The organism is Ruegeria sp. BK1 (assembly GCF_056535645.1).
Genome location: NZ_JBQFIS010000002.1, coordinates 305,561 through 327,404, shown reverse-complemented (window position 1 = coordinate 327,404; position 21,844 = coordinate 305,561). Strand labels below are relative to the sequence as shown.

General features: G+C 57.3%; 19 protein-coding genes. 3 read left to right on the top strand and 16 right to left on the bottom strand.

Going from position 1 to position 21,844, the window contains the following annotated elements; translation table 11 throughout:
* Positions 1–32 precede the first annotated feature (32 nt).
* The 3 genes from ACR3E7_RS19910 to ACR3E7_RS19900 are packed head-to-tail and all read right to left on the bottom strand — an operon-like array spanning position 33 to position 2,710.
* A complete protein-coding gene (locus tag ACR3E7_RS19910) occupies positions 33–344 on the bottom strand; it encodes a Dabb family protein (protein ID WP_480504642.1) in 312 nt (103 codons plus the stop codon).
* Between the two features lie 18 nt (positions 345–362).
* The gene (locus ACR3E7_RS19905; protein ID WP_170772202.1) at positions 363–1,130 is read right to left on the bottom strand and encodes an enoyl-CoA hydratase/isomerase family protein; all 768 of its coding nucleotides are present in this window, start codon (positions 1,128–1,130) and stop codon (positions 363–365) included.
* A complete protein-coding gene (locus ACR3E7_RS19900) occupies positions 1,130–2,710 on the bottom strand; it encodes an acyl CoA:acetate/3-ketoacid CoA transferase (protein ID WP_480504644.1) in 1,581 nt (526 codons plus the stop codon). The genes ACR3E7_RS19905 and ACR3E7_RS19900 overlap by 1 nt, the downstream gene beginning before the upstream one ends.
* A 146-nt stretch (positions 2,711–2,856) precedes the next feature.
* On the opposite strand from ACR3E7_RS19900, the gene ACR3E7_RS19895 reads away from it, so the two are divergent.
* The gene (locus ACR3E7_RS19895; protein WP_480504646.1) at positions 2,857–3,675 is read left to right on the top strand and encodes an aldo/keto reductase; all 819 of its coding nucleotides are present in this window, start codon (positions 2,857–2,859) and stop codon (positions 3,673–3,675) included.
* A 55-nt stretch (positions 3,676–3,730) separates the two neighbouring features.
* Here the strand turns inward: ACR3E7_RS19895 and ACR3E7_RS19890 are convergent, their stop codons facing one another.
* The 8 genes from ACR3E7_RS19890 to ACR3E7_RS19855 form a co-directional block, all read right to left on the bottom strand.
* Positions 3,731–5,329: a GMC family oxidoreductase gene (locus ACR3E7_RS19890; RefSeq protein WP_480504648.1), complete on the bottom strand. Its 1,599-nt coding sequence runs from the start codon at positions 5,327–5,329 to the stop codon at positions 3,731–3,733.
* Complete coding sequence (locus ACR3E7_RS19885; RefSeq protein WP_480504650.1) at positions 5,329–6,834, bottom strand: aldehyde dehydrogenase family protein; 1,506 nt, start codon at positions 6,832–6,834, stop codon at positions 5,329–5,331. Before ACR3E7_RS19885 ends, ACR3E7_RS19890 begins: the two co-directional genes overlap by 1 nt.
* A 23-nt stretch (positions 6,835–6,857) precedes the next feature.
* Positions 6,858–7,415, bottom strand: a complete 558-nt coding sequence (locus tag ACR3E7_RS19880; RefSeq protein WP_480504652.1) for a hypothetical protein — start codon at positions 7,413–7,415, stop codon at positions 6,858–6,860.
* Between the two features lie 20 nt (positions 7,416–7,435).
* The gene (locus ACR3E7_RS19875; protein ID WP_480504654.1) at positions 7,436–8,473 is read right to left on the bottom strand and encodes a zinc-dependent alcohol dehydrogenase; all 1,038 of its coding nucleotides are present in this window, start codon (positions 8,471–8,473) and stop codon (positions 7,436–7,438) included.
* Entirely contained in the window at positions 8,470–9,411 is a 942-nt protein-coding gene (locus tag ACR3E7_RS19870) for an ABC transporter permease (RefSeq protein ID WP_170772214.1), read from the bottom strand. Before ACR3E7_RS19870 ends, ACR3E7_RS19875 begins: the two co-directional genes overlap by 4 nt.
* 10 nt (positions 9,412–9,421) lie before the next feature.
* Positions 9,422–10,930 carry a sugar ABC transporter ATP-binding protein gene (locus ACR3E7_RS19865; protein WP_480504656.1) on the bottom strand — a complete coding sequence of 503 codons (1,509 nt, stop codon included), beginning with the start codon at positions 10,928–10,930 and terminating at the stop codon, positions 9,422–9,424.
* Between the two features lie 10 nt (positions 10,931–10,940).
* On the bottom strand, positions 10,941–11,906 hold the full coding sequence (locus ACR3E7_RS19860) for an ABC transporter permease (RefSeq protein ID WP_480504658.1): 966 nt from the start codon (positions 11,904–11,906) through the stop codon (positions 10,941–10,943).
* Between the two features lie 89 nt (positions 11,907–11,995).
* Complete coding sequence (locus ACR3E7_RS19855) at positions 11,996–13,102, bottom strand: sugar ABC transporter substrate-binding protein (protein ID WP_170783544.1); 1,107 nt, start codon at positions 13,100–13,102, stop codon at positions 11,996–11,998.
* A gap of 277 nt (positions 13,103–13,379) precedes the next feature.
* Here ACR3E7_RS19855 and ACR3E7_RS19850 point away from each other — a divergent pair, with 277 nt between their 5' ends.
* Positions 13,380–14,021 carry a TetR/AcrR family transcriptional regulator gene (locus tag ACR3E7_RS19850; RefSeq protein WP_170783546.1) on the top strand — a complete coding sequence of 214 codons (642 nt, stop codon included), beginning with the start codon at positions 13,380–13,382 and terminating at the stop codon, positions 14,019–14,021.
* A gap of 146 nt (positions 14,022–14,167) precedes the next feature.
* Here the strand turns inward: ACR3E7_RS19850 and phnY are convergent, their stop codons facing one another.
* From phnY to ACR3E7_RS19835, 3 genes are read right to left on the bottom strand one after another with little or no spacing between them, the layout of a single operon-like run.
* Complete coding sequence (gene phnY, locus ACR3E7_RS19845; protein ID WP_480504660.1) at positions 14,168–15,610, bottom strand: phosphonoacetaldehyde dehydrogenase; 1,443 nt, start codon at positions 15,608–15,610, stop codon at positions 14,168–14,170.
* Positions 15,611–15,628: 18 nt separating this feature from the next.
* Positions 15,629–16,873 (bottom strand): phosphonoacetate hydrolase, encoded by a 1,245-nt coding sequence (gene phnA / locus ACR3E7_RS19840; protein WP_480504662.1) that lies wholly within the window; start codon positions 16,871–16,873, stop codon positions 15,629–15,631.
* A gap of 43 nt (positions 16,874–16,916) precedes the next feature.
* Positions 16,917–18,077, bottom strand: coding sequence for a 2-aminoethylphosphonate--pyruvate transaminase (locus ACR3E7_RS19835; RefSeq protein ID WP_480504664.1), 1,161 nt, complete (start codon positions 18,075–18,077; stop codon positions 16,917–16,919).
* A gap of 118 nt (positions 18,078–18,195) precedes the next feature.
* Here ACR3E7_RS19835 and ACR3E7_RS19830 point away from each other — a divergent pair, with 118 nt between their 5' ends.
* On the top strand, positions 18,196–19,074 hold the full coding sequence (locus ACR3E7_RS19830) for a LysR substrate-binding domain-containing protein (protein ID WP_480504666.1): 879 nt from the start codon (positions 18,196–18,198) through the stop codon (positions 19,072–19,074).
* A 68-nt stretch (positions 19,075–19,142) separates the two neighbouring features.
* Here ACR3E7_RS19830 and ACR3E7_RS19825 read toward each other — a convergent pair whose 3' ends face one another.
* Positions 19,143–20,861, bottom strand: a complete 1,719-nt coding sequence (locus ACR3E7_RS19825) for a M28 family peptidase (protein ID WP_480504668.1) — start codon at positions 20,859–20,861, stop codon at positions 19,143–19,145.
* A gap of 144 nt (positions 20,862–21,005) precedes the next feature.
* Positions 21,006–21,794 carry an IclR family transcriptional regulator gene (locus ACR3E7_RS19820; RefSeq protein WP_170789129.1) on the bottom strand — a complete coding sequence of 263 codons (789 nt, stop codon included), beginning with the start codon at positions 21,792–21,794 and terminating at the stop codon, positions 21,006–21,008.
* Between the last annotated feature and the right edge of the window lie 50 nt (positions 21,795–21,844).

Sequence of the window (21,844 nt, the reverse complement as noted above, 5' to 3'; positions counted from 1 at the left end):
TGCCACGGCGGACTGACCCGCGCTGTCGGGTGCTACATCTCAATGTCGCAGACAAAGACGCTGTCCGCGCCGCCCTCCAGTTTGGCCACAATCCGTCCGCCAATTTCTTGATGGGTGGGGTCCACAAGGTAAGCGTCACGCACCGAAATGTCCCGAAAATCAAACCAGAACATGTCGTTGAACCCCCGCACCAGGGGCGTTTCGACCGAGATATTCTTACGGTGCTGAAAATCCAGAATGCCGTCGATATGGCCCGAAAGCGCGGCCAGATCATCGTAGAGCGCTTGTTTTTCACCCTCTGACACGGTGTCAGCAAAGCGCAGGTGGACAAGGTGGCGGATCATGCTTGTGTCCTTTGGATGTTACTTCCAGAAATCTGCTTTTTTGCGGGCCTTGAAGGCGGCCAACCCGGTCTGAAGCTCGGGCTGCATAGCGGCAGCGCGGCCAGCCAAAACTTCGAAAACGCGTTCACGCTCTTCGCCCTCGGCGGCGTTGATCAGCATTTTGACCAACTCGGTCGCAATAGGCCCACGATGGCGCAGCGTTTCGGCCAGTTCGGTCGCGGCAGCCAGACCTTGGCCTTGTTCAACGACTTGATCCACCAACCCCAGACGCTCGGCCTCGACCGCGTCGAACTGAGTTCCGAACAGTGCCATGCGGCGCACGGTTTGCGCTCCGAAACGACGCACGGTGCGTTGTGTACCGGACCAGCCCGGAATTATGCCCAAGGCGGGTTCGGGTTGGCCAATTCGGATATGCGCCTCGGCGATGCGCAGATCGGCGCAAGCAGCCAGTTCCAACCCACCCCCCAACGCATGACCGTTCAGCACAGCGATCACCGGCTGCCGCAGCCGCGCCAAAGCGTCCAAGGCCTGGTGCCCGTCGCGCAGCCAGTGCCGCGCAAATCCATCGGGCGTATGATCGGCCCAGGCATCAATGTCTCCGCCTGCGCAAAACGCCCTGCCTTCACCGGTCAGAATGACAACATGTGCATCCTCTGCCCTTTCGATCTGACGACACAACGCCAAAAGATCATCCATCATCGCTTCGGTCAGCGCGTTCAGCCGGTCCGGGCGGTTGATCGTCAGCCGAGCTATGCCGTTTTGGATATCGAGCAGGAAATGGTCCATCACGCCGACTGCAACTCCAATCCCATCAATGTCGGATCAAACAGATCGGCATCCATGGTTTTCAAATCCTCCGAGACCAGCAAGGGAGTTGCTGCCTGATCCAGAATATCCCGCTGCAAGTCTAGGCCCGGTGCAATTTCGGTGATCATCAGCCCATCATCGGTCAGTTTGATCACACAGCGCTCGGTCACATAGGTCACGTTCTGCCCCTGCATCTGCGCGCGCTGGCCCGAGAAGGAAATCTGGTCAACCTCGTCCACAAACTTGGCCACTTTCCCCTCTTTCAGGATGGTGATCTGCCCATTCTCGACCGTCATTTTTGCGCCCGCATTGAAATTGCCCGAGAACACGATCTTGCGCGCCCGCGCCGTGATATCAACGAATCCTCCGGCCCCCGCCGTGCGGTGCGGGATGGCCGACAGGCGCGAAACATTGACCGAGCCGTGTTTGTCCACCTCAAGGAAGGACAGAAGCGAGGCATCAAAGCCACCCGCCTGGAAGTAACAGAACTGATGCGGTGACGGCACGAACGCCTCGGCATTGGCCGAACAGCCAAATTTGAAATCCAACAGCGGCACACCGCCCACTGCGCCCTGCTCAATCATCCATGTGACCGAGCCATGCAGCCCCTCTTCGACCAGAATGCGCGGAACGTTGGCTGAGATGCCGAAACCGATATTGACGGCCCAGCCGTCTTTCAGTTCTTTCGCGACGCGGCGGGCAATGACCTTGCCAATGTTGAACTCGGCCGTGCGAAAGCTTTCGATGGGACGGGTCAATTCGCCCGAGATTGCGGGGTCGTATTCTGTGGCAGTGGTCTGCAACTGATCGGGCGCTTCGACAATCGCGTCCACCAGAATACCCGGCACATGTACGTCATGGGGACGGATACTGCCCGCCGCCGCGATCCGCTTTGCCTGCGCGATGACCACACCGCCATTGTTGCGAGCCGCCAGTGCCATTTCCATCGCGCCTAGATAGGCTCCTTCATGCTCAAAGCTCAGGTTGCCTTTTTCGTCAGCTGTGGTCGCGCGGATAATGGCAACGTTGGGGGCCATGGATTTGAAATACAGCCAATCTTCGCCCTCAAACTCCATTCGTTTGACAATGGGCTCGGCCCGCGCCGCTGCATTCATGGCGCAGCCTTCGATCTGAGGATCGACAAAGGTGTCCATTCCCACTTTGGTCAGAACACCGGGCCGTTTGGCCGCCGCTTCGCGCAGCATGTCGAAGATGATGCCTGAGGGCACGTTATACGCCCGCACCTGCTCGCCCGTGATCATCTGCCAGATCAAGGGCGGTTCAGCATTGCTGGGACCTGACGGATACGAGCCACCAATGATCCGCGTCAGCAGACCAGGTTTGGCAATATGATCGACCCCTTTGGTGCCAAAGAAATCTCCGGCCGCGATGGGATGAATGGTGGTCAGGTTTGTCGGCGCGTTTTCCTCATCGAATCGTTCGCCCAAACCCTTCAGAACCGCATCGGGACAGCACAGACCGCTGGACGAATTCACCGCCACAGTCGCCCCATCTGGTACGAGATTGGCTGCTTCGCGCGCTGTCATCTGCTTTGTCATGCGATCCTCACGAAAGTAACTAATTGGTTATAAGTTTATGCCTTGGCGGGCGTCAAAAGGCAACTGAAATTACCAAAACGAAGGAATTGACCAGAATACAAGTAACTATTAGGTTACTTGTAAACTTATCCTTTGGGAGGATCATCGTGAACATATACTTTCAGAATACCAATCAACGTACATTTGGCACTTTTCCACTGACCGAGAAAGAGCTTCGCGACGCAATGGGTATCGCGGCTGAGGTTGGGTATCGTTCCTTCGATACAGCACAAATGTATGGAAATGAAAAAGAAACCGGTGACGCGCTGGCCGATCTGGGATTGCCCCGCGAAGAGATCTGCGTGACAACTAAAGTGCACCCCGACAATTTTGGCGCAGCAGAGTTCTTGCCTTCGGTCGAGGAAAGCCTCAAGAAACTGCGTCTGGACTATGTCGATGTTCTGTTGCTGCACTGGCCGCCGATCGGAGGGGATATCGCACCTTCGCTGCAACTGCTGGAGCAAGCTTATGAAAAGGGGTTGGCGAAGAATATTGGTGTATCGAACTATACCGCCCAGATGATGCGTGACGCGGTAAAAATCATTGATGCGCCGATTGTCTCGAACCAGGTCGAGTTTCATCCTTTGCTGAATCAGGATGTCCTGCTAACCGCAGCCACCGAGACAGGTATTCCGCTGTCGTCTTATTGCTCAGTCGCGCGCGGCGAGGTGTTCAAGCATCCGCTTTTTGCCGAGATTGGCGCAGGCTATGGAAAAACGGCGGGGCAGGTCGTGCTGCGTTGGATTCTGCAAAAAGGGGTGTCGATCAACACCATGTCCACCAAACGGGCCAACATTCAGGCCAATTTCGACGTTATGGATTTCACGCTGTCCAGCATCGACATGGACCGGATCGACGCGATGACCCAAACCGGATACCGGATTGTAACCGAAGATCTAGTGCCGTGGGCCCCCGAGTGGGACTAAGGAAAAAAAGCGGTGCCGGGATACGGCACCGCCAGTTTGGGGAACGCTTTCAAGTTCAGTGATTGCCCCGGATCATGTCCGATGCTTTTTCGGCCATCATGATTGTCGGTGCGTTGGTGTTTGATCCGATCAGGCTGGGCATCGCCGAGCTATCGCAGATTCGCAGCCCATCAACCCCGCGCACCCGCATTTGCGGATCGACCACCGCCATCTCATCCACACCCATTTTGCAACTACATGTTGGGTGATAGGAAGTACGGCCATATTGGCGGGCATAGGCTTCGTATTCCGCCTGTGTTTTCACGTTGTCACCGGGGAAGTGAATTTTGCGGATGTAGTTTTGAAGGCTTTTCTGCCGAAAAATCTCGACGCTGTGCTTCACTCCTTCGACCGAGATTTTCAGATCATCCGGGTGACCCAGGAAATTGGGATCGACCAGCGGCATATCCTCGACCTTGTTCGAACGTAGACGTACGGTGCCGCGCGCCTTGGGACGGACAGTATACGAATTAAGCGTAATGCCCGAACTGCCTTTGGGCACACTGGGAACCCCGGCCTCGGCACCGGCCCCCGCAAGGAAATGAAATTGCAGATCCGGCACCGTGGCCGTGGCGTCTCCATACCAGAACGCCCCGCCTTCAACCACGTTCGAAGTAACAGGCCCTGAGCCGAACAGGTAATACTGTATTCCAGCCCAGGCCGCCCAATGGGGCTTGTTGTATTTGTCCAAACTATAGTGCCCGTTCAGTTCGGCCACGATATCGATGCCGAAATGGTCGTTCAGGTTCTCACCCACACCGGGCAAGTCTTGTTTCACCTCGATCCCGTGCTCGCGCAGATGCGCGGCGGGGCCGACACCCGACAACATCATCAGCTTGGGTGTTCCAATAGCGCCCGAAGTGATCAGCACTTCCTGATCCGCCGATGCCGTCTCAACCTGTCCGCCCTGATCGAATTCAACACCGGTCGCCCGGCCATTTTCGATGACAATCCGATGCACCTGACACCCAGTTTTGACCGTCAGGTTCCCGCGCGACATCGCCGGTTTCAGATATCCTACAGCAGCCGAGCAGCGTTTCGCATTCCAAGTGGTCGTCTGGTAAACGCCTGCACCTTCCTGAACCGCCCCGTTGAAATCCGGGTTATAAGGGATGCCCGCCTCTTGGCACGAGCGTACAAAGGCGCGGGTCATCTCTTGCGGGTCTGGGATGTTGGACACACCCAAAAGCCCTTCGGTCCCGTGCCAGTCTCCGGACAGGATCGCATTGCGTTCGGAGCGAATGAAGTATTTCTGGATATCCTTGAAGGCCCAGCCCTCGCACCCTTCCTCATTGGCCCAACGGTCATAATCGACCGGGTTGCCGCGCGTGAACACCTCGGCATTGATCGAGCTTCCACCACCGATCACCCGGCCCTGAGCATAGGGGATTTCGCGATTGTTGGCGTTGACTTGCGGGACGGTGTTAAAACCCCAAGTATGCGGCCCGTCCGTCATCTTGGCAAAGCCCACAGGCATGTGGATCAACGGGTGATTGTCCTTTCCGCCCGCCTCTAGCAGCAGCACCTTGACAGCGCCGTCTTCGGTCAGGCGATTGGCCAAAACACAGCCCGCTGATCCGCCACCAACGATGATATAGTCAAATCCGATTGCCATTACTCTACCCAATGCGACCGTTTGCCGATCTCGACATGGATCGACTTGATCTGCGTATATTCCTGGACGCCGTGCATCCCGGCTTCGCGGCCCCAACCAGATGCCTTGAATCCGCCAATCGGCAGTTCGGGTCCCCCAGCCAGGGTTGTGTTGACCCAGAACCGTCCCGCCTGAACACGGCGAGAAATCGTCAGCGCCTTGTCGATATTCTTGGTCCAGACACTTGCCGCCAGACCGTATTCAGTATCGTTGGCAATCGAGATCGCTTCGTCAATCGTGTCGAAAGGGATGACGACCAGAACCGGTCCAAAAATCTCTTCCCGCGCGATGGCCATGTCGTTGGTCGCATTGGTGAAGATAACCGGGTCGATATATTGCCCACCCGCGATTTCGGGCGTTCCGCCCCCGATCAGCAGGGTCGCGCCCTCTTCCTGACCCTTGGCGATGTAGGACAGGATGGTGCGGTTCTGCGCGTCTGTCGTGATCGCGCCCGCCTGGGTGCGCTCGTCCAACGGATCGCCCACGCGGACCTTGCGCAGCTTGTCCGCGACCATACCTGCAAACTTTTCTGCAACCGAGCGTTCAACGAGCAAGCGGGCGCCGGATACACAGCACTGGCCCGTGTTGAATGCGATGCCGAAAGCTACGCCATCGGCTGCGTCTTCTAGGTCGGCATCGGCAAAGACGATCTGAGGGTTCTTGCCCCCCAGTTCCAAGCCTAGCTTTTTGAAATTGCTCTGCCCCGCCGCTGCAACGACCGAGCGACCAACAGCGGTTGAGCCGGTAAAGGACAGCATATCCACATCCATGTGTTCCGCCAGCTTCTGGCCGATCACGCTGCCTGATCCGGTGACCACGTTGAACACACCATCCGGCAATCCTGCTTCCGACAGAATCTCGGCCAGCAATAGGGTCGTGGCACTGGTCACCTCGGAAGGTTTGGCAACGATCGTGCAGCCCGAAGCGAGGATATAGGGCACCCGTTCGCAAAGGATCAGGAAAGGGAAGTTCCAAGGCGTGATCAGGCCAACCACGCCAACGGGCTCGCGTGTGACAATCCCCATGGCGCCGTCGCCACTGTTGTTAAAGCTGTCACCGTGCAGAGCCCGAGCCAGACCTGCTGCAAATTCGAACATGCCAACGCAACCGCTGACCTCGCCCCGCGCTTGGCTGATGGGTTTGCCGTTCTCCAGCGTCTCCCAATAGGCAATTTCATCGGTGCGCTGGCAGATCAACTCAGCGGCTTTAAGCAAGACCGCCGCGCGGTCGGCCCCGGACAACCCACACCACCGGCGGTCGTCGAAGGCCGTGCGGGCCGAAGCGACAATGATGTTCAGATCGTCCTCTGTACAACGCGGAATACGTGTAACTGGCACGCCATGTCCGGGCGAAGATCGCTCGAACAGATCGCGGTCTCCGGCAGGTACCCAGCGGCCCTCCATGAAGAACCCGAACTCACGAGGTTCGGAGGGTGGCGTCAGTATCTGTGCGTTTTGGTCCATCATCTGGTCTCCGAAATAAGCGCGCGTCAGGCCGAGGCGTCCAGCCCGTCGCGGAAATCATTCCACCCGCCATCCACAGAGGACGGCGCATCATGCCATTGGTGCAGGATATCCCCGGTTGCGGGGTCCTTGTCCGGGATAGGCAGCATCATGATCCGCTTGGCGGCCGCCTGAAACATCTCGGGCGTCAGGAAGGCTTCCTGAATGTTGTCCCAGTCACGACCCCCGGCGTAGCCGCCGACCATCATGATATCGTCGGAATGACCCACCATCTCGTGGCTGACACCGGCGGGCATGACGATGACATCGCCCGCCTCGATCCTGACCCGGGTCCAGCCCTCGACGGACAGGTTGAACTCCATCCAGCCAATCGCGCAGCCGAGACTTTCATGCGAAGTCGAGTGGAAATGGGCGTATTCATAGACACCTGGATATTCCCAATTGTTCCCCCAGCCATTGCTGCGAAACCTGGCCTTGACCGCATCCACGCCGCCACCGGGTATTGCGCCGCGATGGATCAGCAGGGGAAACCGGCTGTTTGGGATCATGCCTTCGGGTTTGGATGTGTAAACTTCTACAGTCATGTGCGCTCCTCCCATTGCGGCTAGTCTGTTAATGCTATCTGCGTCTTGAGGCCCTGCGGACGGTCGACAAAACTGTCAAAAGCGGCCTGTATCCGGTCCAGTGGATAAGATGCGCCGGTAAAGTGACAGGTTTTGATCCGCCCATAGGTCAACAGCGTCAACGCGTCGTGCATATCCTGCCCCATGCCCGCGACCGAACCCTTGATCGAGTTCTCTTGTAGAATGGTTTGAAGAATATCGACAGGTAAGGTCTCACCCGCCCCGGTGATACCGAAAGCCGCGATGTGACCGCCTTTGCGGATCAGGCGCGTCGCTTGTTGGTAAAGCGCAGGCAGTCCCACGCTTTCGATCACCACATCCGCACCGCGTCCATCTGTATGGTGCAGAACAGTGTCTTTCAGCTTTGTGGGGTCGCTGACACCCACGTCTGCACCGGCCTCCAGCGCCATTTTGACGCGCTCCTCGGACAGATCGGCCACGATGATCGGTGCCGCTCCTATTGTGCGAAGCAGTTGTACATGCAAGTTGCCGATAGGGCCCGCGCCCAGCACGACAACCGATTGACCGAAACTGATGTTCGCCTTGCGCGCGCAACGCACGACACAGGCCAGCGGTTCAGTCAGGGCAAGAACCCCGGCGCTTACATCACCGGGCGCAGGGATCACCAAGCGCGCGGGCACCGAGATATATTCGGCAAAAGCCCCATCCATCGTGATGCCCATTTGTTGCATATTGGGGCAGTTCAGGATCTCATTGCGGCGACACCAATAGCAGGTACCGCAACCGATATTCATATCGACCACCACAGGCGCGCCGATGGTCAGCCCCGTGACACCCTGGCCAAGCTCTGCAATCGTTCCGGTGAATTCGTGACCGGGAATCATGGGCAGGTTCTCGGCCGCGTAGTGCCCGTTGAATATGTGCATGTCCGTGCCACAGATCCCGACCCGAGAGATGCGGATCAAAACCTCGTCGCGACCTGGGACAGGACGGGGAACATCCTGAACTTCGAACTGGCCGGGTTTCACCAAAACGGCCGCTCTCATGGTTCCGGTCATTTCACGACCCTCAGCTTTGTGCGGTCGATGGTCAGCGCGATAGCCGTGATCAGGATCAGGCCAAACACCATCTGCTGCTGGGTGGCGTCCACTTCGAAATACAGCATCGAGGATCGAATTACCGCCACGATGAGTGTACCGATCAGCGTGTTGATCACCCCGCCTACTCCTCCGGTCAGTGGTGTGCCACCGACCAGAACCGCGACGATTGCTGGCAGCAGGAACCCGTTCGCCAGAGTGGGAGAGCCTCCGGAGAGTTTGACCGAGAACAGCAAGCCTGCAATCGCCGCAAGTCCACCGGACAGGGCAAAGGCCATGATCTTGATGCGGTTAACATTCAGCCCCGAGGCAACAGCGGCCGGTTCCCCTGCCCCGACAGCCTTGAGCGCGCGCCCAAAGGTGGTGCGCGACTGCAGGAACCACGCGCCCAGAACCAGCACTGCAGCAATGATCAATTCCGCGGGCAAACCAGCGACCGAGCCGGTCATCCAGCCAAAGGTCGAATCCCGCATCTCTGCATCCATGAACAAGGCCCGTTGCCCCGACATGTATTGTGCGGCCGAAAAGGCGATGCCGCCCACTGCCAGGGTCGAGATAAAGGACGGCACAAATAGCCGAGTCGTCACAAAACCAGAGACAGCGCCCAGAACAATGCCGGCCAGAATACAGATCAACGCCGCGCCGATACCAAAAGTCGGCAGGGCAATTGTCGCCACAACCGTGGTCATATTGGCCACCGACTGTGCCGACAGGTCGATCCCGCCGATATAGATCGCGAAGGTCATCCCAAGCGCCATGATGAACAACGGCACAATGTCGGCCATCATCGAAATCAGGTTCGCCGGGCGCAGAAAATTAGCATCCGCAGCCCCCACGACCAGCACAAGCGCCAGCAGCGTGATCCAGGGCAGATGGGGTTTGATGCGTTCAAAGCTCATGGGGTCGGCCTCAGATCATGTGGTGGACAAGGTCATAAAGCGACGGCTTGTCCCCTGGGCTGCAATCGAAACGTTTTTGGGCAACACCGTCTTTGAGAACGATGATCGTGTGGCTGAGGCCGATGGCCTCTTCCAGCGTATCTGCCACGAGGATGATGCCGACGCCGTCATCCGACATCTCACGCACCATGTCATAGACATCTTCCTTGGCGCCGATATCCAATCCGCGCGTCGGGTGATCCAGCAGGATGATGTCAGATCCGGCCGAGCGCCATTTGGCCAAAACCACCTTCTGCTGGTTGCCCCCCGATAGCCCGCCACAATCCTTGTAGACATCCGGTGTCTTGATCGCCAGACGGTCAATCCACTGATTGGCCAATGATTTTTCTTCACCAATTCGCAGCACGCCGGAATTGGCGTAGTTCCCCATCTGGCTGAGCGTCATGTTCTCGTAAACATTCATCCCGGCCACGATGCCTTCAACTTTGCGTTCACGCGGGATGTAGCCGACGCCATTGGCAACTCCGGCCTGCGCATTGAACTTGGCAACCGTTTCCCCTTTGAGCGCGACCGTTCCCGAAGACGGGGTTTCCAGCCCAAAGATCGTGCGCAGGATCGCCTCACGCCCCGATCCCTCTGTACCGACAAGGCACAGAACCTCTCCTGGGCGCAGGTCGAATGAAATATCGGAGTATTTTCCGGCCACAGAGACATCGTTGAAGGCTACCAACGGTTTCGCCTCGGCCTGATAGGGCTTTTGCTTTTGTTCGCGGTAATATTCCTTGTCGACGTCGCGGCCCACCATCTTGTGCTGGATTGCATCCACATCGGCGTCATCATGGGCGATAACGTCCACAACCTCGCCGTCCTTCATCACATAGATACGGTCTGACAGGTCCAGAACCTCGTCCATGCGGTGGCTGACAAAGATGAAGGACGCCCGCTTGGTGAGTTCCCGCACGAGGCTGAACAGCAGCTCGACCTCTTCTTTCGCCAGTACGCTGGTCGGTTCGTCCAGCAAAATGACCAGATCGCCGTCGATCCGCTCTTCCAGTGTCAGAACCTTGGCCAATTCGACCAGCTGACGCTGTGCAAAGGACAGTTTCGAGGTCGTGGTCGCCGGGTCGATATCCAGCTTGACCTTGGCCAGTTGCTTGCGCGCGGCCTCGGCCATGGCTTTCCAGTTGATCACTCCATAGCTGACGAATTGCTGCTCGAACCCCAGAAAGATGTTTTCCATCACGGTCAGGTTGGTGATCAGAGACTGCTCCTGAAACACCATGCCGATGCCGTGATCCATCGCCTGACGCGGGTTCTGGAACCGCACTTTGGTGCCGTCGATGGTAATATCGCCTCCATCGGGTTGATACGCCCCATAGATGACCTTCATCAGGGTGGACTTGCCCGCGCCGTTTTCACCAACAAGGCCCACGATCTCACCGCGACCGATCTTGAAGTCCACGGATTTCAGCGCGTGGACGCCTGGGAATTTCTTGTCGACATTGATCAGTTCGTACATCTGCCGGCCCCTATTTCACGAAGGTTACGGATTTACGGTCGGTCGACAGTACCACCGCGGCGATCACCAGAATGCCCAAAACTCCGTCCTGCACGTAGCCGGGCAACCCGATCACAACCATGCCGTTGTTGATGACGTTGACGATCAAGACCCCGATCAGAGTGTTCCACACGCCCCCGATCCCGCCCCACAGCGCGGTGCCGCCAACAACGACAGAAGTAATCGACACGAACATGAAGTTCGACCCGGTCGCGGTTTCCGCGATCCCGATCCGACCCACAGCCAACAAGGCCCCAACCGCATAGAAAATACCGGCTAGTGCAAACCCCATGATCCGCACGCGATTGACGTTCAGGCCCGAGGCATGGGCCAGTTCCTCGCCTCCGCCGACAGCGTAGAAATTCCGACCCAGCGTGGTGCGGGACTGGATGAACCAGGCGATCAGCAGGAACAGCAGCGCGACATAGCACATTATAGGAAACCCGAGCCAACGCTCGGTCAGCAGGGACCGGAACAGGTCATCCTCGACTCGGATACGGTCACCGCCCGTCAACAGCAGCGCGAACCCAGTGCCAACGAAACCCATTGCAAGTGAGGCCATGAACGACGGGATTTTCAGCAGGACATGGACCAGCCCGTTCACGAATCCTATGGCCCCACCAACCAACAGCGCCAGCGGGATCGCCAGCCACGCCCACGACGCCAACGTGCCGCCCAAGGCGATAAAGGCAAAGGCAAACACCACAGCGCAAACCGACACCGTGCCCTCCATCGACAGGTCAATCGAGCCCATGATGATGATGAAGGTCACACCGATTGCGACCATCAACGCCGGTGCGGACGAAATCCCGATCCGCGCGAAATTGCGCAGCGAAAAGAAACGGGGTTCCATCATTGTGAAAAACAGGACCAGAACCAAAAGGACAATCAGGGGCGCCCATTTGATCAGAACATCCCGTGTCAGCACATTGCTCACGTGCTTTCTCCCACTGAGTGAATTGGTGGGGGTCGCTGTCGCCGCAGACCCGTGTGAGCGGGCCGGATCACGTCCGGCCCGCCATCACTTTATTTATACTGAATCTGGCCGTTCGACGTGGACCAGAAATCCTTCCAGTCATAAGTCGGGACGCTGTCCAGATATTCAGCCTTGAACGCCTGTGCGTCTTCAGGGCGGACCATGATGGTCGGGCCGTAGAATTCGCGGTGCTCGTTGGGCTCTTCGGACGGCTTGAAGTGACCGGTTGCGGCATAATAGGCCAGCGCTGCCGTGATGCCGCCACCCCAATGCGGGTTGGTAAAGACAGTGGCTAGAATCTTGCCTTCGCCGACCAGTTCAACCGCCTGCGGGTTACCGTCATAAGATACGATGGGCATATCCTCGATACCTTCCGCACGCAGCGCTTCCAGCACGCCATAAGCAATGGTGTCGTTGGCGCAGTGCACACCTTTGATGTCGTCGCCATAGCGGGTCAGGAAAGCGCTCATGACCTGATTGGCTTTCTGAGTATCCCAGTCGGCAGGCTCGGCTGCCAGCAATTCTGCGTTGGGGTAGTCTTTCAGCGCGTTGTTCAGTCCAGCCAGACGCTCGATCGCAGGGTTGTTTGACGCGATACCGCCTAGATGAACAACCCCACCGGAACCGCCCATGGCATCCAGAAGAATTCGCGCCGTCTGTTCGGCCGGGCCTTCATCGGACCAGCTCATGTGGCTGACATAGTTATCGCCGAAGTCCCAGGGGTGCAGGTCGTCGGTTTTATTCCACAGCGTGGATACATAAGCACCTGCCTCGACACAGCTTTCCACCACCGGACGCGCATTGGGCGCATCATTGGTGTCGATGGCCAATGCCAATTCACCATTGGTTTTGGACAGCAACGCCTTGACGTCCGCCAAGGATTTCTCAGAAGAGCCCTCGTTGATCAGGTGAGTCAGGAAGTCCTTGGGCTTGCCGAGGCTTTCGACAAACGCCTCGCCGCCCGAAACGATCTCGTTCCAGTATGGGTTGGTGCGGTTGCGATAGGACCATGCAACTGTCGGGTCAGTAATAGCCGCACGCGCCATGCCCCCCAACATGCTGGAAATCGCAGCACCACCAACGCCATAGGCCGATGCAAGCAACAGATTACGACGCGTGATCGTCTCTTGTTCGATGTATTTTTTGATAAATGACATTACGTCCTCCCGTTTGGATCCGCAGTCAGAAGCAAAGACACGCGCGTGCCGCTCCCCCTCGGCGCAAGCTACGCACCCTCTCAGGTGCGAATTTTATGCACTAACTAGTTACTTCTTTACGAGAGCATGTGTCAAGCGTTAAGAAAAGGAAACCCAGATCGCAAATTGGGCTGCGGTCGACTGCAATATTGCGCGGCTGGATGGTTTCGCTGGAACAGGATTTGAAATATTGAAGTTGCAGAGAAGCCAGTAGCAAAAAGTATTGAGGACCAAGGACGTGGGCGAACCAGAAAAGAAGGGTAGAAAGCGGGATGCCCAGGCGACCAAGGCCCGAATACTAAATGCGGCCAAAAAAGAATTCGCCAAACACGGATTGGGTGGCGCGCGCGTTGACGAAATCGCCGAGCGCGCAGATGCTAACAAGCGGATGCTGTACCACTATTTCGGCAGCAAAGAGGACTTGTTCCGAACCGTTCTGGAAGAGGCCTATCTTGATATCCGCAGCGCCGAGCGCAAGCTGAACCTCGAAAGCTTGTCGCCGTCAGACGCACTGGAATCCCTGGTGCGATTTACGTGGAAATACTACCTCAAAAATCCCGAGTTCATTACTTTGGTCAACAGTGAAAACCTGCATCGCGCCCGACATATCAAATCGCTGACCAGCTTGCAGGATTCGACCCGAGGACTTGTCGATATGGTCGAGTCGATCCTGAAGCGCGGCCAGGAAACCGGCGAGTTTCGCGCGGGCATTGATGCAACCCAGCTCAACATTACGATTGCGGCTATTGGCTATTACTATCTGACCAACCGCTTTACGGGATCATTTCTGTTTCAGCGCAACATGATGGACGAGCAAGCTTTGGAAGAACGTCTGAATTTCAACGTCGAAAGCATTCTCAGGATCGTTCAGGCACCCTGAGACAGTCGATGTCGATGATCAGGCCGAACAGGAATTCAAATTGCGGTACATCCGCACGGCTGAGCACGCCCAAACGTAGCTGACGCCCGATCGGCCAGAGTCGGGCGCCAAGGTTCTGTCGTCGGCAGACAAGAACGCCTTTCAATTTACCCCGGCCAGGGCAAGGAATAGGTTTTGACGTTGGTGAAGAATTTCATCGCTTCGATAACGCCTTCTTTGACCCCGTTGCCGCTGTCCTTAATACCTCCGAAGGGGGACATTTCGATGCGGTATCCGGGTTGTTCCCAGATGTTGCAGGTGCCGACGTTCAACCCGTTAATAAAAGCGATGGCGCGATTGAGGTCGTTGGTGCAAACGCCCGAGCTGAGGCCAAAATCGGTCGAGTTCGAAATGGCCATGACCTCTTCGTCGCTGTCTGGCACACGGACGATGGGAATGATCGGGCCGAAGGTTTCCTCCATCACCAGCTCGCTGTTATGGGGCACCTTGTCTACCACGATGGGCGGCAGCAGCGCGCCTTGGCGACCAGGGTGATAGAGGATTTCTGCGCCCTCGTTCTCGGCCTGATAGACGCGATTCTCGAACAGTTCAGCAGCCTTGTCATGGATGACACAACCAAGTTCGGTATCCGGGTCCTGCGGGTCGCCAAACTTGATCTTCTTTGCCTTCTCCAGCACCAGCGGCACGAACTTATCCGCCACGCTGTCCTGCACCAGAATGCGCTTAATCGCGGTGCAGCGCTGGCCTGAATTCCCAGTTGCTCCGGCCACGGCGATAGTTGCTGCCTTATCCAGATCGGCGTCCGAGAGGTCATTCAGAACGATCAGCGGGTCATTGCCTCCCAGTTCCAGCGCCTGTCGTTTGTATACTGCTTTGGACGCAATCAACTTGCCCACCGGTACGCCGCCCGTGAAGGTTATGATGTCGATGTGGTCATTGGTGATCATCTCATCACCAATATCCTGCGGCCAGCCAGTGACCACCTGGAACATTTCGGGCGGCAGACCGGCGTCATAGAGGATATCAGCCAGCGTCAGGCACGTTAGAGGCGTCAATTCGGTCGGCTTGCACACCATGCAATTGTTGGTGGCGATTGAGGGCGCAATCTTGTGGCTGACCATGTTCAGCGGGTGATTGAAGGGCGTGATCGCGCTAATCACATTCACCGGCTCGCGCGTTGTAAAGATCTTGCGGTCCTTGCCGTTGTGGGTCAGGTCACAGGAAAAAATCTCACCGTCATCCTTCAGTGCCTCGGCGGCGGCGAATTGATAAACGTCCTGCGCGCGCTTGGTCTCATAAATCGCGTGCTGGTGGCAGATGCCAAGCTCCAGCACCAACCACTTGGCCAGGTATTCGCGGCGCTCACCGATCAGCTCTCCGGCACGCTGCAGGATTTGGCTCCGCTCATAGCGGGTGAGTTTCGGTTTAAAGGCAGCAGCAATCTCGAACGCCTTGCGGGCATGTTCGGCCTTACCTGCGGGGACGTGCCCAACCACCTCGTTGGTGTAAGGGTACAGAACTGGCACCGTCTCGTCGGTAAAGACTATCTCGCCGCCGATACGCATCCCTTCATTTCTGATCTCGGTCATGGGCTGATCTTTCATAACTTATTGTGCCGCCGCTGTAGTGGCGTAGAAAAACGCATCAAAGTTGCGCAGATCGGGCGCGTTGCCCAGATCAACGACCCGGTTGACGATGAAGGGTACCTCTTGCTCGGTCAAGCCGCCATGGCTGCGCAGCGGCTCTTTCAGCGCGGCCAGATCGTGACGGTCGGCCGAAGTTCCAATCGTCATATTCTCGCCTGAGATCATCACGATATCCCCAATCCGGTCGGCAGGCAGCTCAAAGCGTTTGATTGCCTCTTCCTTATCCACCACCAGGATCAACTCGTCCCTTGCGTCCAGCTTGGCCATGATCTCCGCGCGATCCGCGCCCTCGGGCAGATAAGCGGTAGCAAAGGCGCCAAGCGCGCCGTGATGGACCACATAGGGGTCAGTAATCGGCAGGATCACGCGGGCCTGACCTTCGCCCAGCCATTCATCCATCAGATCCTGCGCGTAGATCACATTGGGCTCACCCGCAGCGTTGTGCTTGGGCTTCATGCCGTGGTCCGCGGTGACGACAATGGCCGCGCCCATCTCATCCAGCTGCGCTAGGTATTTGTCGAACATGGCGAAGAAATCCAGTGCGCCCTGCTGTTCGGGGGCGAACTTGTGCTGGATGTAGTCCGTGGTCGACAGATACATGATGTCGGGCTTGAACTCTTTCAGCAGCTTGACGCCTGCGGCAAAGACGAATTCGGACAGATCCGCCGAGTATACCTCGGGCACCGGCATGCCCAGCCATGCACTGGCATTGTCGATGCCATGCTCGGCCTTGGTAGTCTCGCCCGAACGTTCTGAAGAAAAAGCCACCGCGCGGTCTTCGTCGAATTTCAGGCCCGCGCCCAGCAGCGCGCGCAGCTTGTCCTTGGCCGTGACCATGGCAACACGATAGCCCGCATCATAGAAATGCGAAAAGATGGTCGGCGCGCGCAGAAAGCGCACGTCGTTCATCATCACCTCTTCGCCGCTGTCAGGGTCGATCAGGTAGTTGCCGCAGATACCATGGACAATCGGCGGACGACCGGTGGCAATGGACAGGTTGTTGGGGTTGGTAAAGCTGGGGATCACCGAATGGGCCAGTCGGTCGGTGCCAGTCTCGCGAATACGTTTAAGTGTCGGCATCAGGCCCTTGGCAATGGCCACTTCCAGATATTCCGGCTCGCACCCGTCCAGGCAGATGGCGATGGCGGGGACTTTGGGGGACGGGTAGACGCGCTCATTCGCGGTCACGGGAGTTTGAATGGTCATAGGCGTGTCCTTGTCTCTTATGCGGCCAGTTTGGCGCGTTCTTTCAGAGCCTGCGCCGGAGGTGTCGCGCTGGCGACCCCATTTGGGTCAGACTGTCTTTGGCGGCGGCCACAACCTGCCGCATCACATGTTCATCCATCTGTCCGATGCAGCCGACGCGGAAACTGTCCACTACAGTCAGCTTGCCAGGATAGATGATAAAGCCCTTGCCCTTCATCAACTCATAGAAGCGGTCAAAAACGAACTTCTCGTCCGCAGGGCAAAAGAAAGTCACGATGATCGGGCTCAACCAACGGTTCTGCAACAGCGTCTCAAACCCCAATGCGCGCATACCCTCAACCATCGCATCGCGGTTGCGGCTATAGCGAGCGCCGCGCGCGGCAACACCACCTTCGGCTTCATGGGCTTTCAGCGCTTCCAAAAAAGCAGAAACCACATGGGTGGGCGGGGTAAATCGCCACTGGCCGGTCTTTTCCATATGCGCCCATTGCGCATGTACATCCAGCGATAGTGAGTGGCTGTTGCCTTTCGCCGCCTCAAGCTCGTCCTTGCGGGCGATGACAAAGCCAAAACCCGGCACGCCTTCGATGCATTTATTGGCCGATGACACGACAGCTTCATACCTGATGTCCGAGGGCTTCAGCTCAATTGCGCCAAAAGCAGACATCGAGTCGATCAACAACTTGCGCCCCGCTGCGTAGACAGCTTCGGAGATTTCTTCGACCGGATTCAAAATGCCGGAACTTGTTTCGCAGTGGATGGCAATCACGTGGGTTATCGAAGGGTCATGCGCCAGAATCTCGGCCACTTCCGCGCCACGCGGCGGCAGGTAGTCGCCCTTGTCCAACACCACATGTTCGCGCCCCAGATAGGCGAGCGTCTGCGCCGAACGCAGCCCATAAGCCCCATTCGCCAGCACCAGCGCTTTGCCTTCTTTCGGAATGAACGAGGCCAGCATCGCCTCAACCGCGAATGTGCCGCTGCCTTGCATGGGAACGCAGTCAAACGCATCCGCACCTTCGCCCAGCAGCGCCAGCAACCGACGACGCATTTCACGCGTCATGGCACGGAAATCTTCATCCCAGCTTCCCCAATCCCGCAACATCGCCTGTTTCACCGCGTAAGAAGTGGTCAGCGGGCCGGGTGTCAGAAGATAGGGTTCGCCCATTTGCGGCTTCGGGATCGCTGTGTCGTGTCCGGTCATATCAAGATCCTGCACCAGGTTTTCACGACTGATTTGCAACGAGGTTTGCCATATGTAAAATTGCTATTATCAATCTATCAATAAATCTGGCCTATATATCGAGCTTCAGTAGTTCCTCATGCGTTACAGTCAACTTCGTGCCTTTCATCATGTGGCCTTGCACGGCGGGTTTTCTCGCGCGGCAGAAGCGCTGTTTCTAACTCAGCCTGCTGTCTCGGAACAGGTCCGACGGTTGGAACAGGACCATGACCTGCTTTTGTTTCAGCGTGAACGCAAGCAGGTGGTCTTGACCACCGCCGGAGAGCGTCTGTTCCGGTTCACAAAGCAATATTTTGAGACCGAGGCGCAGATCGAAGATTTCCTGTCGGAATCTCGCGCAGCCATTGATGGAGAGTTGCGCATAATCGCCGACTCCGCGCATCACCTGACTGACTATCTGGGGCAGTTTCGGGCCGCGTACCCCAACATCACGATCACCGTCCGCAGTGGGAATGCGAACGACGTTTTAGACGAACTGCGAGCCTATAATGCGGAAATCGGCATTGTTGGCAGCCCCTCCCCCGGAAAAGACATGACCTTGCTGGACCTTGGTTCAGCCCGGATCGTCGGATTTGCCGCACGCGAACGTGTCTCGGATGATCTGCTGTCTCTGTCGATGTCCGAATTGCAGAACCATCCTTTGGTCTTTCGCGAAAAAGGGTCCAAAACCCGTCAGAAACTGGAGGATGAAGCCCGGCGCGCCGGATTCACATTGAAGCCTGCCATTGTCGCTGAAGGGCGCGAAGCCGTGCGCGAATTGGTCGCCTCGGGGGCAGGTATCGGGTTCGTTTCCCAGGCCGAATTTGGCCGGGATGATCGCATCCGGCAGATCCCGCTAGAAGGAGTTGATCTGCAAATGGGAGAAAGCATGATTCATCTGACGCAGCGGGCAGATGTCCGTGTGATCCGCGCCTTCATGGAGTTTGTTGCACGCATCAGAAATGAAACTTCTGTGTGAATGAATGGCCGGGTTTTGCTACCCGACCTCAGGAGTTGGTCTCAATTTCTGCGCCTGTAACCCCCGGGCTAGATGACGCAGCGCGCGCGCGCGCGTCTCAGCCCTGCGATTACGTGGTTCTGACCCCGTACCAGTTCTGTTCGTGAAAACCCCCAAAGGTCTTTGGATCGGGACGCTATCTTTGTTGCTTCTTCCAATCCGGGAAGGGGTGGAATGGTCAGGGCCGGATCATGCCGGAACCGGTCCGAGCGGTTGAAATTCAGCGGAACCAATATGCGGGCAAGGTCCTGAATAGCCGCGTTAGCCTTCGCCTGAGGGATATCTCCCTTGGCGGCGCGGTCGTAGAAGGTTTCCAATTCCGCCAGCAAATCGTCTGCGGCAGAGGCGGCATCTGACAGGTCGAACCCGTCCCCGGCCTGCTGCTGATAATCCGCGATCGTCGCCTGAAACTCCCGCGCTGTCGCACGCCAGTCCATCGGAAGAAGACCCGCATTTGCGTTGCGGAAGACGGCCAGCAGATAGACCTTGATGTCGCGCAACAGGATATCCTTGTTGGCGATCTCAAGCGTATCATTTTCGGTATGCCAGGCGATGTTCATACCGCACCCACCGACGGCGTAGTACCCCAGCTCTTCCCGATGCGCGTCGGTCATGGCCGAGGATAGCATAAGATAACTTGAAATCCCGATATCGTTGAAGGAATAGTCCCCAGCCCGATGCGGCCGTTCGGATTGCAGCGTTTTTCCGGCCACATCCTGAATGACCCCCGCCAGAAAATCATGCGCTTCGGACATGACCGAGACATGGATGAACTCGGTCGCCCACCGGCAGCCTGGGCTGTCACAATTCACCTGCGCCACGCAGTTTTCATCCAGATCCAGCGCGAACGTGTCCGAATACCAGGTCGATCCGGCGTACCGCCCGGTCGAATGCCCGGGCCACCAGCAGATCTTGATCGTGCGCCGCAACTTGTCCCGATTGGCCCACAGCACGCGTGCGACCTCTAGCATCGTGGCGTCGCCGGTGGCATTGTCGCCGACGCCCACATCCCAACTGTCCAGATGACCGTGCAGCAGTACATATTTCTCAGGCTCTTCAGTGCCGGGAATGGTGATTTCGGGCAGTTTCGAGCGGAACCAGCCTTCCTCCATCTCGGTAAAGATCGTGGCCTCACCCCCGGATTTCGCCAGCTCGATCAAGGCCTTTCCACTTTCCATATTCACCGCCGCCGCCGGAATGTTTGGCTTACGGTGCAGGTCACTGACACTTGGGATGCCCCAGATCGTCGTGCAGATGCCCCAATGGATATCGACGCCGGGATTGATCGCAATCACCCCAACTGCGCCGCACCCTTCCATCAGCGAGATGATCGCCGGGCTAGCAAACCCTTCGGTCAGAACGATCTTGCCCCGAACGCGGGCTTCCATTTCGGGCCTCGCTTCAAGCTGGCTTTCAAAGGCGTCCTCTTCATCCATATTGGTCGTGCCACGGATATAGACCAGAGGTCCGCTGAACCCATTAGGCGCATTAGCGCTGAACGCAGGCGGTTTGGCCCGGTGAATCACGCCGCCCGCTTCGATGCGGGCCTGACCGGGTAGACTCAGGAACAACTCGGGTTCATGTACCTTCACTTCTACGCCGTGTTTGGTCAGACGTTCCACCACCTCATCCATGCCGCGATTGACGTCATCGGGATGCTCGCGCTTGAAGGTCGAGAAGCTTTCTACAAGCGCCCAAGGCTCATCAATCGTAACCTGGTCCAGCAAGGCGGTTTCCTGAGGGGTCATAGGCTTCTCCAGTGTTTTATTGAGTGAAACGAGGTAGCATCAAATAAAACATATGCAGACAAAGTGATTCCGCGCAAGGCCCGCTGCCCTAGCTCGGAAATTGCAAAAAATGGAAAGCACTCGACGCAAAAGCGAAGGTTTTTCTCAGCCCAATGTCAGCTTTTCTGAGATCTCATTGGCAGCAGCAATAGCTTTTTTGATGTAGCTCGCCCGACGCACTTCATCCAACCGGACCGAGGCCCCGGCGACTGAGATACCCGCGATGATTTCGCCCGCGCTGTTTTGAATCGGCGCGGCGATAGAAAAGGCCCCGTCATCCAGATCGTTGATCGCGACATTGTATCCGTTGGTCCGGATCAGCAGCAAAACCTCGCGCAGACGGTCGGGATCGGTGATGGTGTGCGGGCTGAATTGCTCCAACTCAGAGGAGAGAACACTGTCGCGGATACTAGGTTCTGCATAGGCCAGCAGCAGCATCGATGCTCCGCCCGCATGCAAAGGCCCGCGCCGCCCCGGCTGCGCAAAAAGCCTTATACTGTACAATCCCTCACGCGTTGCGATCGCCACAGACGCGGTGGCTTCCCGTATCACTAGATTGACATTCTCACCCGTATCATCCCGTAGCGCGTCCATCACAGGGCGCGCCACTTGCAGCAAGGCGCCCTCGCGCCCGACCCGTTCGCCAAGCAGCGCGATACGGTATCCCAGCGAATAGATTGCACGTTCCTGGTCGCGCTGGACATAGCCGTCTTCTTCCAGTGTTTGCAGCAAGCGAAAGACGATCGACTTGGTCAGCCCCAACTGTTCAGACAGAGCCGTCGCGCCGATGCCGGGGGTTTCGGCCAAAGCCTCCATCACGCGCAAGGCACGGGCTACCGCGTCGATGCGATACGACTTTCGGTCTTTTCCAGCGTCGGAAGAATCTTGTGACACGCGCAGCCCTGACACTCTTGCTTTTAAACGAATCTGTGTTTTACTGAATG